A 16,844-nucleotide genomic window follows, 5' to 3' on the forward strand; every position below is an offset into this window, starting at 1 on the left:
GCCCGGACCCGCGCCGCGATGCTCGCCCGCGTCCCGCCCCAGCCTGGAGCCACCTCGCTGTCCGGATGCACCGTGTGCTCGGCCAACCGCAGGGCGCGGGCCCGGTCCGCCAGGACATCGCGGGCGCGGATCGCCTCCCGCCGACGCGCGGCGGCCCGCGCGATCCGCCGGTCGAGCGCCTCGGGGTGATAGGTGGCCTTCTCCGCGGCCAGGGCGCTCACGCTCGCGGCGAGCTCGGGGGAACCCACGCCGATGCCGCCGAGCTCGTCCGCTCCGTCTTCAGCCCCGGCCGGGGCGGGGTCGAAGACCGGGTCGGGCCGGCCGTCCAGGCCCGCCCCCGCGTTCTCGGCCTGGTCGACCGGAGCGCCGCGTGCCTCCTCGGTGTCGGTGAACGACACGCACAGCCGCTGCAGGTCCGGGGGCAGTTTCTCCCGCAGGACCCGCAGGGCTTGCGACTTCTGGCTGGTGACCAGAACCCGTTGCCCCTCCGCCAGCAGGGCGCAGACCAGGTTGGCGATCGTGTGCGTCTTGCCGGTGCCGGGCGGGCCCTCGACGACGACGCCGTTGTCGTGGCGAAGCCGTTCCAGCACCCGGGCCTGCTCGGGACTGGCCGGGAGCGGGAGCAGCGGGTCCGCACCGAGATCGGCGCCGCTCGTCGCCCCCTCCGCCTCGAGCCAGGCCAGCCGGTCGGCGGCGCCGAGGGTCTCCACCAGCTGGACGAGGCCGAGCGGCGGAGGTCCGTCACCCCGCAGGACGTCGAGCATCCGCTCGTAGTAGGTCAGCAGGGCGGCTTGGTCACGGGTGCGCAGGACGAGGGCCGGGGCGAAGGTCACCCGCGGGCGTGACGCGCTGTCGGGCGGCGGCGGCGCGGGCGGCGCGAGGTCGGGTTCGAAGCCGTCCGTCGGCACGTCGAGCGCCAGCGCCAGCCAGTCCCGCAGCAGCCGGATGTCGTCCGGGCCCAGAGGCGCCGACGGTCGTCCCCGCAGGCGCTCGTGCAGCGCGTTCGTCCGTTCCCGGCGGAAACCGGCGATGCCGTCGAGTAGTGGGCCGTCGGCGAGGCGCGTCGTGGCTCCCGCCGGGACCCGCACCCTGATGTCGGAGGTGACCGGGTCGATGTCGCAGGTCAGTCGGGTGGTCAGCAGGTGCTCGCGGACGGTGGGGCCGCCCGGTGGCTGCCAGGTCAGCAGGCCGGTCGCCAGCACGAGTTCCAGCGCGTCACCCTCCTGGGCGACCCGGGCCGCCACCGCGTGCAGCGTGTTGTGCAGATTGCGCCGCTCCGCGTCAACGCGCGCGCGTGTCGCCCAGAGCTGCCATCGCGGCAACCAGGCCTGGTAGGCCGCCGCGGCGGCGGTCTGCTCGGCGGCGGTCTGCGCGGTGGCGGCGCCGTTCCATACCGGCGGCTGGTCGGGATCGGCGCCGGCCGCGTCGGGCAGCACGATCTGGCCGGCGAGGATCGCGGGCGGTGGCGGCGGTGGGGGCAGGACGGTGGCGGCGGGGGCGGTCAGCAGCACCTCGCCGGCCCCGGCGTGCTCGGACAGGCACGCCGGCCGGGATGCTGGCGAGCTCCACTGTGAGCGGATGCTCCTCGATGGTCCGGATCCGGCCCGACCGGGCCGCCGCGACCTCATGGAGGAACCGCACCAGCCGGTGACAGTGGTCGGCGAGGGCGGCATGCCGCTCGAGGCCGGCGGTCTCCGTCGTCATCAGGACCTCGCTCTGGAGATCCCGGCGCCCGCGCCGGGAGGGAAACGACATCCGTCGGTTGTCGCCACGTGACTTTCCTCCCGTCGGCGCTGTTCTCCCGATCCGCTCTCCCGATCCGCGGCGCCACCGATCTGTGACGCCACGTCCGCGAGGTCGGCAGGATGCCAGCATCCTACGCATAATGACGTCCCCCTCTCCGGCGGAGCGACAGGAGGGGGTAGCCCGTCCGCGGGGTGCGCCGGGTGCGGGTTCGGGTGCGGGTTCGGCGTGCCGCCGACGGCACGGCGAGGCGGGTGCGACAACATACGCATCCGTGAGGTCACGGTTCTACGCTGATGTGCACATTCACTCCCGGTACTCGCGTGCCTGCAGTCGTGACTGCGATCTGGAGCACCTGGCCTGGTGGGCGGCACGCAAGGGCATCGCCGTCGTCGGCACCGGCGACTTCACCCATCCGGCCTGGTCCCAGGAGATCGCGACGAAGCTGGTCCCGGCCGAGCCCGGCCTGTTCCGGCTGCGGTCCGATCTCGAGCATGAGGTGCTGCGCACGTTGCCGGCCTCCTGCCGGACGGCGACCCGCTTCATGATCTCCAGTGAGATCTCGACGATCTACAAGAGGGGCGACCGGACCCGTAAGGTCCATCATCTTCTCTACGCTCCCGATCGGGAGGCCGCCGGAAGGATCACGGCGGCGTTGGCCCGAATCGGCAACCTCGCCGCGGACGGGCGTCCCATCCTGGGCCTGGACTCCCGCGATCTGCTGGAGATCACCCTTGGTGGCGGGGCGGGCTGCTATCTGGTCCCGGCGCACGTGTGGACGCCCTGGTTCGCGGTTCTCGGTTCGAAGTCCGGGTTCGACGCCGTCGAGGACTGCTACGGCGACCTCGCCGATGAGGTCTTCGCCCTGGAGACGGGGCTTTCGGCGGACCCGGAGATGTTCTGGCGGATCTCCGGTCTCGACCGTTACCGGCTGGTGAGCAACTCTGACGCCCACTCCCCGCCGATGCTCGGCCGGGAGGCGACCGCGTTCACCTGCGACCTCGACTACTTCTCCATCGAGGCCGCGCTGCGCGGCGGGGACGGCTTCGCGGGGACCGTCGAGTTCTTCCCGGAGGAGGGCAAATACCACCTCGACGGGCATCGCAAGTGCGGGGTGATCCTCACGCCGGACCAGACCCGGGAGGCCGGCGGACGCTGCCCCACCTGCGGCGGTGGCCTCACCGTCGGGGTCCTCAACCGGGTCGAGGCGCTGGCCGACCGGCGGCCCGGCCACCGCCCCGTCACGGCGCCCGGCGTCACCTCGCTGGTTCCGCTGCCGGAGGTCGTCGGGGAGATCCTCGGCGTGGGTCCGAAGAGCAAGGCGGTCGCGGGTCAGGTGACGTCGTTGGTCTCCCGTCTGGGCCCGGAGCTCGACATCCTCGGCGACGTACCGCTCACGGACATCGCCGAGGCCGGATCGCCGGAGCTGGTCGAGGCAATCAGTCGCCTGCGCCGCGGGGAGGTGATCCGGCAGGCCGGGTTCGACGGCGAGTACGGCGTCATCCGGTTGTTCGAGCCCCGGGAGCTCGCCCGGGACGGTGGCACCCTGTTCGACCTGGGATCCGGCGCGGCCGGTGGGCAGGACCGGATCGATACGGGACCCTCCCTCGACGAGGCGCTCGCGGCGCGGGCGCGCCCGGCCTCTGATGCCACGGTGCTGCCGGGGGACGCCGCGGTGGCCGGCAGCCAGCTGTTCACGCCGGTTTCCGGCGAGACCCCGTCGGTGCTCGACGGGCTGGATCCCGAGCAGCGGCTGGCCGCCTCGCATCTGTCCGGTCCGCTGCTCGTCCTCGCCGGACCGGGAACGGGCAAGACCCGTACGCTGGTCCACGCGATCGCACACCGGGTCGCTGAGCACGGGGTGCCGGCCGGGGAGTGCCTGGCGGTCACCTTCACCCGGCGTGCGGCCGGGGAGCTCGCCGAACGGCTCGCCGTCCTGCTGGGTGACGCCGCCGGACGGGTGCTCGCGACGACCTTCCACGGCCTCGGGCTCACGATCATCCGTGAGCAGCACGCGAAACTCGCCCGGGGCCCGCAGGTCCAGGTAGCGGACGACGCGGTGCGCGTGGAGCTAATCGCCGCGGCGCTGTACGGTGAGGGCGACGCCCGGACGCGCCGGCGGGTGGCGGCCGGTGTCGCCGAGCTCAAGCGGCACCGAGCGCTCGGCGAGGCGATCCGCGACCACGACCTGGTCGGGGCGCTCGCCCGTTACGACGCCGCGCTGCGCGATCGGGACATGGTCGACCTCGACGATCTGATCACCCTGCCGCTGACCCTGCTGCGGTCGTCCCCGGATCTCGCCGAGCACTACCAGCGGCGGTGGCGCCACGTCTGGGTCGACGAGTACCAGGACACCGACGAACTCCAGTACCGCCTGCTGGGGCTGTTGTGTCCCCCCACGGCCAACCTGTGCGTGATCGGCGACCCGGACCAGGCTATCTACAGCTTCCGGGGTGCGGACGTCCGGTTCTTCCTGCGGTTCGAGCAGGACTACCCGAGTGCCCGCCCGGTCGCCCTGACCCGCGGCTACCGATCCACCCGCACCATCGTGCGGACGGCGCTCGATGTGATCGCGCCCGCGAGTCTGGTCCCGGACCGGACCCTGACCGCCGTGCGGGGCGCCGAGGGCGACGGCCCGGTGCTGCTGCGGCGCTACCGCAGTGAGGCCGAGGAGGCGATCGCCGTCGTCGGCACGATCGACGCGGCGCTCGGCGGTACCTCGTTCCACGCGTTGGACTCGGGGGTGGACGGATCGGTCGACGCGGGGTTCTCCTTCGCGGACATCGCCGTGCTCTACCGGACCGCCCGTCAGGCCGAGCCGATCATGGAAGCGCTGGCCACCCGCGGTTTCCCGTTCCAGCGGCGCTCTCATCTCCCGCTCGCGGACGCTCCCGCGGTCGCCGGCCTGCTCGCCCTGCTGCAGGACCTGACGACCACGGGTCCGTCGGGTCCTGGCGTCCCGCGTCCGGTGTCGGGTCTGCTGCGCGACGCGGCGGCACGGGCCACCGATCTTGCCGAGGCGAGGAGAAGCGAGCTCGGAGCCGTGCCGTCCGACGGGTTCCCCGGCTTCTCCGGCGGGCGGGTGCCGACCGAGGCCGAGCTGCGCCTGGCGGTGGAGCTGCTCGCACCGGCCGCCGCAGCGGCCGGCAACGACCTGGCGGGTTTCCTCACGTCGGTCACGCTCGCCGCCGAGGTCGACGGGCTGGACCCGAGGGCGGACCGGATCTCGCTGCTGACCCTGCACGCGAGCAAGGGCCTGGAATACGGCCTGGTCATCATCGTCGGTTGTGAGGACGGGCTGCTGCCGATGCGGTTCGGTCCGGCCGGTGGGATTCCGGGCGGTGAGGCGCCGGGCGGTGGCGTCGGCGGAACCGCCGACGCCGGCACGAAGGACGCCGAGGCGGAGGAGCGCCGGCTCTTCTTCGTCGGCGTCACCCGGGCCAGGCATCGGTTGGTCCTCACCTCGGCGGCCAGCCGGCGGCGCGCCGGGTCGGTCGTGACGACCCGTCCCTCACCGTTTCTTGCGGATATCAGGCCGGCTTTGCTGTCCTCTGCCCCGGCCGAGTGCGTCCCGGCCGAGGGCGGGCGGCGTCGGCCGCGCCGGCCGGCACCGGGCAAGCAGCTGCGACTCCTCTGAGCCGCTGGGCCGGAGCCGCCGGGCCGGCACTCGCGCGGCCCGGCGGCTCAGCGCTTGCGCAACACCATCGCGAGGTTCCAGGTCACAATCTCGCGGGCACCGGGAATCCTGAGAATCACCTTCGCCCAGTCGGGTAGATAGCGCGGCATCGCGTCGAGGATCTCGACGTCGGGCCGCCGCTTCGCCCAGGCGAGGGTGTCGGCCACCGACACCGGGAACAGAGTCTTGCCGTAGATGTTCTTCGGCGCCTTGCCCTTGCGGCGTTCGAACCTTGCCGCCGCCCGGTCGCCACCCAGATAGTGCCAGGGTGCGGTCTCGTGGCCGCCCCAAGGGGACAGCCAGTTCGTGTAGCTCAGGAAGATGAGCCCGCCGGGGCGGGTCACCCGGGCCAGCTCGGAGCACATCCGCCATGGGTCGGGAACGTGTTCGAGCACGTTTGACGTGTAGCAGAGATCAACGCTTCCGGAGAGGAACGGTAGGTCCAAGGCGCTGCCCCGGACCCGGCCGGGAACCTCGAGGCCACCGGCCTCCATCTCCGAGACGTCCGGCTCGACCCACACATACCGGGCGCCGGCGTCGAGGAAGGCTGAGCGGAAGTAACCCGGGCCGCCGCCGACGTCGAGGACGAGCTGGCCGGTCAGGGAGGTGTACCGCATCAGCTGGCGCACGGAGTCCGCGGCGATCAGCGAGTAGAAGCCGGCCGGGTCGACGGGCTCCTTGCGGTGCGCGAGGAACAGCGTCTTCGAGCGCGACAGTCCGAACCCGGAATAGGGCAGGGCGCGCACGAGCGGACCCTCCTCCTTGGTCCGCTCGCGGGGAGTGGCCGCCGCGGAGGGCGTCGGGGCCTGCCTCGAGCCCGCGGGGGGAGCCGTGGAAGCCGCAGCCGTGGACGCGGTGCAGGTCGCCGCGGATGCCGCCGTGTCAGACATGCCGGGGACGATAACACCACGGCTGCGGGCCTTCGGCGGGCGGCGGGAGCCGCCCGGGCCGCCAGTCGGATCCGCCCCGGCCGTGGCGTGGCGTGGACCCCGGTCCGGAGCGGCCCCGACGTCCGCCCGGTCTCCCGGCTCCGATGCGCAGAGCAGGAACATATCGCGCTTGTTGTGGAATTATCCAGGTTCCGAGGTTTATTGTTTACGCGTTGGATGCTCCTTTGGCCCGTTGGTACTTCTTCGTTCCCTGAACCCGGCGACGTGTGTTCCCGGCGATCCTGAGGGCTGGTGATGGTGGTAGCGCACCCGGTTCCGCTGGCAGGCCCGACTATCTTCCGAGAAACTGGACCATTTGGACTTTCCGGGATATTAGTGATTATTCCGCCCGCCTGGCCGATCGCCGCGGCCCAGGGCATGGGCGACTAGGCCGCGGGGATGTCGCAGACCTATGAAAGTCCCGACTTGCCTTCGCCTCCCGTCTCGGGGGCGTTATCTCCGGCCTGGCGACACGTTCTTGATCAGCCTATGGGGATGCGGGCCGAACTGGACCGCCTGCGCCGCCACGCGCCCTTTTACGACGCGACGGTGGACGAGATCGACGGCCGCCGGATACGGATAGGTGATCACTGGCTCGCCGATTTCGCGTCGTGCAACTACCTTGGCCTCGATCTCGACCGGGAGATTATCGAGGCGGTCCCGGAGTACCTGGACCGCTGGGGCACCCACCCGAGCTGGTCGAGGCTGATCGCCAGCCCGCAGATGTACGACGACATCGAGCGCACGCTCGCCGCTCTCCTCGGTGCCGAGGACGCGCTGCTGCTCCCGACCATCACCCACATCCAGCTGTCGGTGCTGCCCGCCCTCGTGGGCAAGGGGGCCCTTTTCGTCGAGGTGCACGCCCATCAGACGGCGCATGACGGCGCGGTCGTGGCCGCGGCCCACGGCGCCGTCGTGGCGCGCTTCCGCGAGGACCGGCTCGACCGGCTGGAACGCCGGCTGCGGACGAGCCCCCACCCCCGGGTTGTGTGCGTCGACGGCGTCCACAGCATGACCGGAAACGGCCCGCCGCTCGCCGAACTCGCGGCGCTCACCCGTGCGCACGACGCCCTGCTCTACGTCGACGACGCCCACGGGTTCGGTGTCGTCGGCGAGCGTGATGCCGTCGCGTCGAGCCCCTACGGCAGCCGCGGCAACGGAATCGTCCGCCATCTCGGCGAGACCTACGACGATCTCGTCCTGGTCGGCGGTTTCTCGAAGGCGTATTCGTCGCTGCTCGCCTTCGTCGCCTGCCCCACGGAGGTGAAGGAGTATCTGAAGTCCACCGCGGGCCCGTACGTCTTCTCCGGCCCGTCGCCGGTGGCGTCCCTGGCGACCGGGCTGGTCGGGCTGCGGGTCAACGCGGAACGCGGGGACGCCATCCGTGCCCGGCTGTATCGCCTGACCAGCCGGTTCCTCGACGGCCTGCGCGGGCTCGGCCTGTTCACGCTCAACGCCAGCGGCTTTCCGATCATAGAGATTCCCCTGGTCGACGCCGCGCAGGCCGAGCCGTTGGGCCGGTTTCTGTTCGAACGGGGGATCTTCGCGAGTGTGGTGCCGTTCCCGGTCGTTCCCCGCGAGCAGGTCGGGGTGCGCATCCAGGTCACCGCGGCCAACACCGACGTCGAGATCGATCATCTGCTGGCCGTCCTGGCCGAGGCGGTCGAGCGGTTTCCCCTGGTATCGGTCCCGCAGGCCCGCGCCGGCGACTGAACCCCACCTCGCCGGAGGTGAGGTGACGGAGACCCCGGACGGCGCCCTAGGCCAGGGGTCCCCGCATTGCGCCGGAGGCGCCATGCGGGGCAAGGCGGGCGACCGGGTACCGGTCCCGGTTGAGGCGGACGTCGGCATCCCGGACGCGGGCCAGAACGGCGAGGAAATCGGCCCGCGGAATCTCCACCGCACCCAGGTCGATCAGATGCGGGGTCGCGATCTGCACGTCCAGCAGCATCCCGCCGGCCGCGATGAACCGGGCGTCGAAGTCGGCCAGAGCCACTTTGGAGGCGTCGGTCCGGGTGCGGAACATCGATTCACCGACGAACACGCCGCCGACGCCCACTCCGTACATGCCGCCGACCAGCTCGTCGCCCTCCCAGACCTCGATGCTGTGCGCCCAGCCCAGGGCGTGCAGCTCGGCGTAGCCCTCGACCAGTTGGGGAATGATCCACTCGGAGGTGCCGCCGCGGCGGCAGCCACGGACGACGTCGACGAAGCGCTCGTCGACGGTGGTGGTCCACCCACAGTTACGCAGCCGCTTGCGCAGTGTCCGGTTGACCCGCAGCCGGCCGATCGGGATCACTGCCCGGGGGTCGGGGCTCCACCAGAGCAGGTCCAGCCCACCGGGGCGGTGCGGGGGCAGATGGGGGATGCGTCGGGCGGCCACCGCCGCCCGCAGGATCTCGCGCAGCCACCCCCCGCCCCCGCGGGTCCCGCCGCTATCGTCGTCCCCGTGAGCCTCGTCGTCCTCGTCGTCCTCATGAGCCTCGCCGCCGCCGTCGGCCTCGCTCGCCGGCCAAGGGAAGGCACCGGCCCGGTAGGCGCCGATCAACGTCGCCGGATCCAGCTCACCGCCGACGGCGACCGGGGCCTGGCGTGGGCTGGTCAGCAGCGAGAGCCCGTCCCATACGGTGGGGCCGAGATCGCGGGGCGGCGCCGTCAGCGCCACGACTTGACCGCCGGCGTCCGATCCGGGGCGACTGGGGCGTTCAGCACGGCACTCTCCATCGTCGGGGAGAGATCGCCGGGACATTCCTCCGTCCGGCCGATCGCCTCCGGATCGATCATGCCAGCCGACGGCGCCCGTCGCCGCAGTTGCTCGGTCACCTGCTCGGATGGGCCCGGATGGCCGAGGAAGTAGCCCTGAGCCAGGTCGCAGCCGAAATCCCGCAGCATCCGCATCGCCCCGGCGGTCTCCACGCCCTCGACGACGATGCGCAGGCCGAGCGCGTGGGCGAGTCCGACCGTCGAACGGACGATCGCCTCGGCCCGGCCGTCGACCTCCATGCGTTGGATGAATGACTTGTCCAGCTTCAGCACGTCGACGGGCAGCTCCCAGAGCCTGGCCAGGGAGGAGTACCCGGTGCCGTAGTCGTCGACGGCGATTCCGATCCCCAGGTCGCGCAGCTCCCCGAGTACGGCGGCCGTGCGGACCCGGTCGAGCATCAACGTGGTCTCGGTGATCTCCAGCTCGAGTGCCGTCGGGCTCAGCCCGAAGCCGGAGAGCATGCCGCTGACCTGTTCGGGAAAGCCACGGTCCAGCAGGTCCGAGGCGGACAGGTTCACCGCCACCGCGACGTCGAATCCGGCGGAGTGCCACTGCCGGCACTGGCCCAGGGCGGTCTCCAGCACCTCGATGGTCAGCATCCGGATGAAACCGGCCTGTTCGGCCAGGGGGACGAACTCCTCTGGCCCGAGCAGGCCGCGGCGGGGATGCCGCCAGCGGACCAGGGCCTCTACGGCGTTCGCCTGCCCGGAATCGAGGTCCACCTTGACCTGGTAGTGCACCTCCAGCTGGCCGGTGCCGAGCGCCGCGCGCAGGGACTCGATCATGTCGAGGCGGACGAGGCTGTTCACGTCGGACCCGGGACGGTAGGACTCCACGCCGGTGCGGCCCGACTTCGCGGCATACATGGCCACATCGGCGCGCTGCAGCAGGGTGTGGGCGTCCTCGGCGTGGTCGGGGTACACGGCGGCGCCGATGCTCGCGTCGACGTGCAGGGTCACCCCGCCGACGTCGAAGGGATCGTCGAGCACGGCCAGCACCCGGTCGGCGACGCGTTTCGCGGCCTCGATGTCCGCGTGTTCGAGCAGGACCGCGAACTCGTCGCCGCCCAGGCGGGCATGCAGGTCGCCGGGACGCAGGGCGTCGGAGATACGGGTTCCGACCTGCGCCAGCAGCGCGTCGCCCACCTGATGCCCCAGCGAGTCGTTGATCTCCTTGAACCGGTCAAGGTCCAGCAGGAGGAGTGCGAAGGTGTCCACCCCGGTGGCGTGCTGCTCGGCCTTCGTCAGCCGTTCGATGAAGCCACGCCGGTTCGCCAGGCCCGTCAGCTCGTCGGTGCGGGCCAGCGCTTTGCTCTCGGCGAGTTGCTGGACCTCGATGAAGGTGAACGCGGCGCGGGCCAGGGCCGTCAGCACCGTGGCCGCGGCGAGCCCGACGGTGATCTTTGGCAGCTGGACCGCGGCGCCGAGGACGAGCAGACCGAGCGCGATCACGGTGAGCACCAGCGGGACCGCGATGACGCCCCAGCCGGACATCTTGGCCGGTGGGTGCCAGCGCGGTCGCTGCCAGGCGGCCAGGGCCGGCATGAGCACCGAGAACAGCCACAGCGTGCTGAGGAGGCCGGACCCGGGGTCCCTGTCCGTGGTGACGCTGACCAGCAGGAGCGAGTCGGCTATCGCGAAGCCCACCAGCCCGATGCCCAGCAGCCACCACATCCGGCCGGGATGCCAGCCCAGCAGACTGAACACCGTGACGATCAGCAGGATCAGCAGCAGGTCGGCGAGCGGATAGATCAGGTTTACCGTCATCGTCCACGCGCTGTAGCGCGGATACGAGTTCGCCATCGCCACGCCGATGCCGCTGGTCAGCGCGGCCACGCCGAGCAGGCCGACGAGCGCGTCCATCCAGACGCTCGTGTGCAGCCGGAGCACTCTTCTGCGTAGCAGGAGGATGACGGCGACATAGCACGCCGGATAGAAGAGCAGCCAGCCGAGATCGGCCAGCGACGGCCCGAGGTCGTCGTCCTGCCGGCCGGCGACCGCCGCGTTGTAGTAGATCGTCGCGCATCCGTAGCTGACGAGCCCGGTGCCGAGCAGTGCCCAGGGCAGGCGTTCGCCGCGGATCAACACCGCCCGCGACAGGCAGATCAGGCCCGAGCCGAGGGCGACGCCGTAACGCAGCGACCCGGTCTCGTTGCCGATGTGGGGCACGGTGACGAACGCGGAGACGGACAGGTAGACCGTGGCGACGATCAGGACGAGCTGGGCGGCCCGGATCAGACGGAACCGGCGCGGGGGAGGGGGAGAGGCGGTCAACCGGTCATCCCCCCCCGCAGAGTGGTGGGAACCTGCGCACGTGCCCGGCATCGTGCCGACGGCCATCGCCCGGTGCCGCGGCGACGACACTCGCGGCCGCCTTGCCGGCCGGTTCGCCGAAAAAGATGATCTTTCATGGGTGTGCCGTGGGCGGGCGATGGTGGCGGCTCCCCCTCCGGCCCCTCTCCGGTGCGGCCATGGTGCCGACCCCGCAGGCCCGGTAATCGACCACCGCCGGTGGCGACTGGTCGTGCGGGAGGGACAGGGCTACCTCCGTTGAGGGAAAGGGTACGGACACCCCGGAGGTCCCGCCACTCGGGCCTCATGTGACCATCATGACGGAGGCTTGGCCGGGCATGCCTACATTCTCGTACATCTTGGTCTCTTGTCATTATATATGCAAAAATTTGTCGCGATTTGCTGGTGTGGCGTTGGGTGCAGGTAGGGTGACCGTGCGCAGGCGTGGCCGTGTCGTCGACTCATCACGTCAGGGCGGCCCGATCGTGGTCACTGCGGCGGGAGGCTGTCGTCGCGAGACATGATAGGAAAATGTCGGCTATGTCCCGTTTTCCCGCGCTGGAGGCGGGGGAGGAGCGCACATGCGGATCGGTCTGCAACTACCCGACTTCACCTCCCCGCACGGTTCCGGGCAGCTCGGGGAGGATCTGGCCGAGGTGGTCCGCGTGGCGGACACGGTCGGATTCGACTACCTGGCCGTCATGGACCACTTCTTCCAGATCGCGATGGTCGGTCCGGCCGAGAACGAGATGCTGGAGGCGTACACGACGCTGGGTTTCCTGGCCGCCCACAGCCGCCGCGCGAAGCTGCTGACCCTGGTCACCGGTACGGTCTACCGGGAGCCCGGCGCCCTGGCGAAGATCGTCACGACGCTGGACGTGCTCTCCGGCGGGCGGGCCTGGCTGGGCATCGGCGCTGCCTGGTACGAACAGGAGGCGGTCGGTCTCGGTCTGCCGTTCCCGCCGCTGGCCGAGCGGTTCGAACGGCTCGAGGAGACGCTGCAGATCTGCCTGCGGATGTGGAGCGGTGACGAGAGCCCCTTCTCCGGCCGGTACTACCAGTTGGCCCGTCCACTGAATTCGCCGCAGCCGCTGACGCGGCCGCATCCACCCATCCTGATCGGTGGGGGTGGCGAAAAGAAGACGCTGCGTCTCGTCGCCCGATACGCACAGGCGTGCAACCTCTTTCCCGGTCCCGATCTGGCGCGCAAGCTCCAGGTGCTGCGCGAACACTGTGAACGCGAGGGTCGGAACTACGACGATATCCTCAAGACCGTGGTCTTCTCCTTTGACGTCGGACCGAGGGGAGAGAATGTGGAGAGGATTCTCGACGAGCTGAACGACCTGGCCGAACTCGGTGTCCAGGCGGTTCTCGGTGGCGTGCGCGACGTCTGGCACGTCGAGCCTCTGCACATACTCGGTGAAAAGGTGATTCCGCGGGTCGCCGGGCTTGCCGAAATCTCCTGACCCTCTGGGTGGCCGGGGCGACGCGGCCGGCCCGTCGGCCGGCCCGGCACCGGGGGCCACCGACGGCCCGGCTGGATGCCAGGGTGAACTCCGCGCGCACAGCCGAGCGGCGGTGGCTGCTGCACCGGATGCTCGCGCCGCACCGGCGCGTCCGGGCGGTGCGCGAGTTCGACGAGGTCTATCGCACCCTGCGGGAGACCGCCCCGGCCTCCGGCACCCCGGTGTTCAGGCCTCGCCCTGGGCGCGGTGCGTACCTAGCCGCCCCGTTTCATCTATGACAGAGATAGCAGTAATATTTCTACTACCTCTGTCGTAATCCGGGGTGGATTTCTTCTGTCTGTGACGGCTCGTGGTGCGGACATCGCGAGATGACGATCGGGGCGACCGTGGGGCCAACGGAGATCAACGGACTGCCGGCGCACGTCTTGCTCGTGCATGTGGTTGTCATCCTCGTGCCGCTGGCGGCGATGCTGGTGGTGCTGTCCGCGGTGTGGCCGGCGGCGCGGCGCCGGCTGGGCGTCATCACCCCGCTAGTCGCTCTGGTCGCGCTGGTGAGCGTGCCGCTCACCACCCATGCGGGGGAGTGGCTCGAGGCACGCGTGCCCTCGAACGAGCTGGTCCGCCGGCACGCCGAACTCGGCGACACCCTGCTGCCCTGGGCCGCCGGGCTGTTCGTCGCGGCCGTGGTGCCGTGGGTGCTTGCACGCCGCTCGGCCGCCACCGGAACGGAAACGGCTCCGGCGCGCACCGCGACCGGTTCCGGCCGGACGCTGCTCGTGGCGGTTCTCGCCGTGCTCAGCCTCGTCGCCGCCGCCGGTTCGGTCGTGCAAGTCTACCGGATCGGCGACAGTGGTGCCCAGGCTGTCTGGCACGGCAGCTTCAGCCGGACCCCCCTCCTGGTTACCCAGAGCGCGTCGGCGCAGCCAGTCGTCGAGTGAGGGCTCACCGCTGTCGAAGGCCGACAGGTCGTCGGAGGCAGTGATTGGTCTGGGGGCCGAGTAGCCGCTCACTCGAAGATGGATTCTTCGGCGAACAGGCGCTCCAGCCGGGGCTTGGCAGTCATCGGGCGGTCGAGGACGGCAAGGAACTCTACCCACGTCTCGTTCTCCGGCAACCTGCGGCCAAACTCGGCTGCTGGTGTGAGAAGGCGGCCGGATGGGTGGAGAGAGGGCGGGGCGTCGATGACGGCCCGGCGCGCTGCGGGCAGGTCGAGGGTGTTGGTGTCCGCGACGTCGTGCGAGCCGGCAATTCGGCCAACCCTACCGTTACGTTAGAGTTGGATGTATGTGGATGGAGTCACGTCGCCAACGGAACCGATCCCCAGTGCCCTGGTCGGCAACCCGCCATCATCCGGCTTCGCCTGCCGCGAGTGCCCCCTTGGAGGCGAGGAGTAATCGTGCCGTTTTCTGGCTTTAGTCGGGACGCAGTCTGGGGACGTTTCAAAGCGGCATGGCTGGCGGGTCCCACCGCGGATCTGCTGGCTGGTCTGGTGGTCGCCCTGGCCCTGATTCCTGAGGCGATCTCGTTCTCGGTCATCGCCGGGGTGGATCCCAAGGTGGGTCTTTACGCTTCGTTCTCGATGGCAGTGATCATTGCGATCGCGGGCGGTCGCCCAGCGATGATCTCGGCGGCAACAGCGTCGATGGCGCTCGTCATGGTGCCGCTCGTCCGGGATCACGGGGTCGAGTACCTCTTCGCGACGACGGTCGTGACCGGCATCGTACAGATAATTCTCGGGCTGGTCGGGGCAGGCCGGCTGATGCGTTTCGTGCCGCGTCCGGTCATGGTCGGATTCGTCAACGCGCTCGCGATCCTCATCTTTCTCGCGCAGCTTCCTCATATTGCGGGTGAGACCTGGGTGGTCTATTCAATGATCGCCGCCGGCCTGGCGGTGATCTACCTCTTCCCCCGGATCACTCATGTCGTGCCAGCACCGCTGGTCGCCATCATCGGCATCGCGGTGATCGCGACGGTCTGCCACATCGAGGTACCGACCGTGGGTGACATGGGAGATCTCCCGGATGTGTTGCCCGTCCTGGGGCTACCCGACGTGCCGTTCACGTTCGAAACGTTTCGCATCGTCGCGCCCTACGCGTTCACGCTTGCCGCGGTGGGTCTGCTGGAGTCGTTGCTGACCGCGCAGATCGTGGACGACATGACCGACACCCGATCAGACAAGGACGCCGAGTGCCGCGGCCAGGGACTGGCGAACATCGGCACCGGTTTCCTTGGCGGCATGGCGGGCTGCGCCATGATCGGGCAATCGATCATCAATGTGAAGTCCGGGGGACGGACGAGACTGTCCACCTTCAGCGCGGGCCTGTTCCTGCTGATCCTTGTCACCGCGCTCGGTGATGTCGTCTCCATCATCCCGATGGCGGCGCTCGTCGCCGTCATGATCATGGTGTCGATCGGCACGTTCGACTGGGCGAGTATCAGCCCGCGGGTACTACGGAGCGTGCCGCGCAGCGAGACCCTGGTCATGGTGGTCACCGTCGTCGTGATGGTCGCCACGGGCAACCTCGCGCTCGGGGTGCTGGCCGGAGCGCTGTTGGGCGCGGTGTTCTTCGCCCGCCGGGTGGCGCAGATCGTCCGGGTGGCCGATGTCCTCGATCCCGACGGGGGAATCCGTGTCTATGCACTGACCGGGGACCTGTTCTTCGCCTCGACTAACGAGCTCGTCCATTCCTTCGACTACACCGACCCCACGCCCAGGGTCGTCATCGATCTCACCGATGCCCACATCTGGGACACCTCCGCCGTGGCCGCCCTGGAGGCAGCCGCGGCGAAGTACCGCAGCCGTGGTGTCGACGTCGAGATGGCCGGGTTGAACGAGGCCAGCTCCGACCTGCACCGGCGCACTGCCGGACAGTTCGCCACCTATCACTGACCCGCCATCCCGGGAAGTCCCCAGCCGGGTCTCGGAGCCTGCCGGAGCACCGGCGTAGCGCCCGACAGGGCGCCGCGGGACGCGCTGGTGTAGGGCGCACACCATCGTACGTCGAGGCCAGGAGCTTCCGGAAACTCAACCCTCACGTTACGGTACAGTTCGTCCTCGTCGGCGTTTGCCCGAAGCGGTGCGACAAGAGGTCCTGGGCCTGACGGAACAGCAACAGGCACGGGCGGGGAGTACGGCACCGCCGGGCTCGGAGGAGTCACTTCCATCTGCGGAGTCGGGGGTCAGGCGTGGGGCGTCGCCGTGAACAGTCCGGCGGTACGTCCCGCCGGTGGAGACTCGGGCTGCTCGGCGCCGGTGCGGCCACCATGGTGGTGGTACTCGTTCTCCTCGTCGTGGTGGGCGGCTCGGAGGAACAGCCTGAGCCGCCTATGGAGATGCCGCAGACACCGGCCGCCCCTGCGATTGGTAGTGGCCTGGCCTGGCCGTCCGGTACGAACGCGAACCCCCCACAGGACATCCGCGCCTGGGAGACATGGCTCGGCCGCCCGACGGACGTGGCCGTCGTGTTCACCGCCCGGAGGAGCTGGCAGACGATCACCCGCGACGACTGGCCGATGAGCATCTTCCGGCCGAACGCCTACCAGGGGATGCTGTCGGTGGCCCAGCCACTGTTTCCCGAGGACGGCAATGAGGCGGCGTGCGCGCGGGGCGAGTACGACCAGCAGTGGGCGGCATTCGGCCAGACGCTGGTGCGCAATGACAGGCCGGACGCGATCGTCCGCCCTGGCTGGGAGTTCAACGGCACCTGGTGCTGGTGGGCCCCACGGGACACCGAGGTGTGGAAGCAGTGCTTCCGGAAGGTAGTGACGGCGATCAGAAGCACGGCGCCGCACGTGCAGATCGACTGGAACATGACCGGACACCGGAACCGGATGCAGAACGGTGGCCGGGTATGGGACGCCTACCCCGGAGACGACGTTGTCGACATCGTGAGCATCGACGCGTACGACTCGTATCCGGCGTCCACAAGCCAGGAGACCTTTGACGACAACTGCAACAGTGACTCGGGAGCGTGT

General features: G+C 70.1%; 12 protein-coding genes. 8 read left to right on the forward strand and 4 right to left on the reverse strand.

The genetic code is table 11. The features are described from left to right. Positions 1 to 1,511: AAA family ATPase (locus AC08OT_RS06505; protein WP_476602632.1), on the reverse strand; the 1,511-nt coding region annotated here is incomplete at its 3' end. 67 nt (positions 1,512 to 1,578) lie between these two features. Between AC08OT_RS06505 and AC08OT_RS06510 the strand changes: the two genes are divergently transcribed. Next, a complete protein-coding gene (locus AC08OT_RS06510) occupies positions 1,579 to 1,776 on the forward strand; it encodes a hypothetical protein (protein ID WP_476602633.1) in 198 nt (65 codons plus the stop codon). 241 nt (positions 1,777 to 2,017) lie between these two features. Further along, positions 2,018 to 5,380 (forward strand): UvrD-helicase domain-containing protein, encoded by a 3,363-nt coding sequence (locus AC08OT_RS06515; RefSeq protein ID WP_476593065.1) that lies wholly within the window; start codon positions 2,018 to 2,020, stop codon positions 5,378 to 5,380. Positions 5,381 to 5,427: 47 nt separating this feature from the next. Here AC08OT_RS06515 and AC08OT_RS06520 read toward each other — a convergent pair whose 3' ends face one another. Then, positions 5,428 to 6,165, reverse strand: coding sequence for a class I SAM-dependent methyltransferase (locus AC08OT_RS06520; RefSeq protein ID WP_462186638.1), 738 nt, complete (start codon positions 6,163 to 6,165; stop codon positions 5,428 to 5,430). A gap of 582 nt (positions 6,166 to 6,747) precedes the next feature. On the opposite strand from AC08OT_RS06520, the gene AC08OT_RS06525 reads away from it, so the two are divergent. Further along, on the forward strand, positions 6,748 to 8,061 hold the full coding sequence (locus AC08OT_RS06525; protein ID WP_476593066.1) for an aminotransferase class I/II-fold pyridoxal phosphate-dependent enzyme: 1,314 nt from the start codon (positions 6,748 to 6,750) through the stop codon (positions 8,059 to 8,061). A 46-nt stretch (positions 8,062 to 8,107) separates the two neighbouring features. Here AC08OT_RS06525 and aat read toward each other — a convergent pair whose 3' ends face one another. Both aat and AC08OT_RS06535 read right to left on the reverse strand, forming a co-directional pair. Next, positions 8,108 to 9,013 (reverse strand): leucyl/phenylalanyl-tRNA--protein transferase, encoded by a 906-nt coding sequence (aat, locus tag AC08OT_RS06530; RefSeq protein ID WP_476593067.1) that lies wholly within the window; start codon positions 9,011 to 9,013, stop codon positions 8,108 to 8,110. Further along, positions 9,004 to 11,385: a putative bifunctional diguanylate cyclase/phosphodiesterase gene (locus AC08OT_RS06535; RefSeq protein WP_476593068.1), complete on the reverse strand. Its 2,382-nt coding sequence runs from the start codon at positions 11,383 to 11,385 to the stop codon at positions 9,004 to 9,006. The genes aat and AC08OT_RS06535 overlap by 10 nt, the downstream gene beginning before the upstream one ends. A gap of 599 nt (positions 11,386 to 11,984) precedes the next feature. Between AC08OT_RS06535 and AC08OT_RS06540 the strand changes: the two genes are divergently transcribed. From AC08OT_RS06540 to AC08OT_RS06560, 5 genes are all read left to right on the forward strand, one after another. Further along, the gene (locus tag AC08OT_RS06540; RefSeq protein WP_476593069.1) at positions 11,985 to 12,869 is read left to right on the forward strand and encodes an LLM class F420-dependent oxidoreductase; all 885 of its coding nucleotides are present in this window, start codon (positions 11,985 to 11,987) and stop codon (positions 12,867 to 12,869) included. Positions 12,870 to 12,952: 83 nt separating this feature from the next. Beyond that, positions 12,953 to 13,147, forward strand: a complete 195-nt coding sequence (locus tag AC08OT_RS06545) for a hypothetical protein (protein WP_462186636.1) — start codon at positions 12,953 to 12,955, stop codon at positions 13,145 to 13,147. A 90-nt stretch (positions 13,148 to 13,237) separates the two neighbouring features. Further along, a complete protein-coding gene (locus AC08OT_RS06550; protein WP_462186637.1) occupies positions 13,238 to 13,807 on the forward strand; it encodes a hypothetical protein in 570 nt (189 codons plus the stop codon). A gap of 458 nt (positions 13,808 to 14,265) precedes the next feature. After that, positions 14,266 to 15,759 carry a SulP family inorganic anion transporter gene (locus AC08OT_RS06555; RefSeq protein WP_476593070.1) on the forward strand — a complete coding sequence of 498 codons (1,494 nt, stop codon included), beginning with the start codon at positions 14,266 to 14,268 and terminating at the stop codon, positions 15,757 to 15,759. A 296-nt stretch (positions 15,760 to 16,055) separates the two neighbouring features. Then, positions 16,056 to 16,844 (forward strand): glycosyl hydrolase (locus tag AC08OT_RS06560; protein WP_476602634.1); only part of this gene is annotated, 789 nt, incomplete at its 3' end.

The organism is Frankia sp. CgJB1 (genome assembly GCF_977947065.1).

Excerpts from the sequence above, each read along its gene's own strand:
- AC08OT_RS06525 (WP_476593066.1), top strand. The coding sequence starts at position 6,748 with ATGTCGCAGACCTATGAAAGTCCCGACTTGCCTTCGCCTCCCGTCTCG.
- AC08OT_RS06540 (WP_476593069.1), top strand. The coding sequence starts at position 11,985 with ATGCGGATCGGTCTGCAACTACCCGACTTCACCTCCCCGCACGGTTCC.
- AC08OT_RS06550 (WP_462186637.1), top strand. The coding sequence starts at position 13,238 with ATGACGATCGGGGCGACCGTGGGGCCAACGGAGATCAACGGACTGCCG.
- AC08OT_RS06510 (WP_476602633.1), top strand. The coding sequence starts at position 1,579 with ATGCTCCTCGATGGTCCGGATCCGGCCCGACCGGGCCGCCGCGACCTC.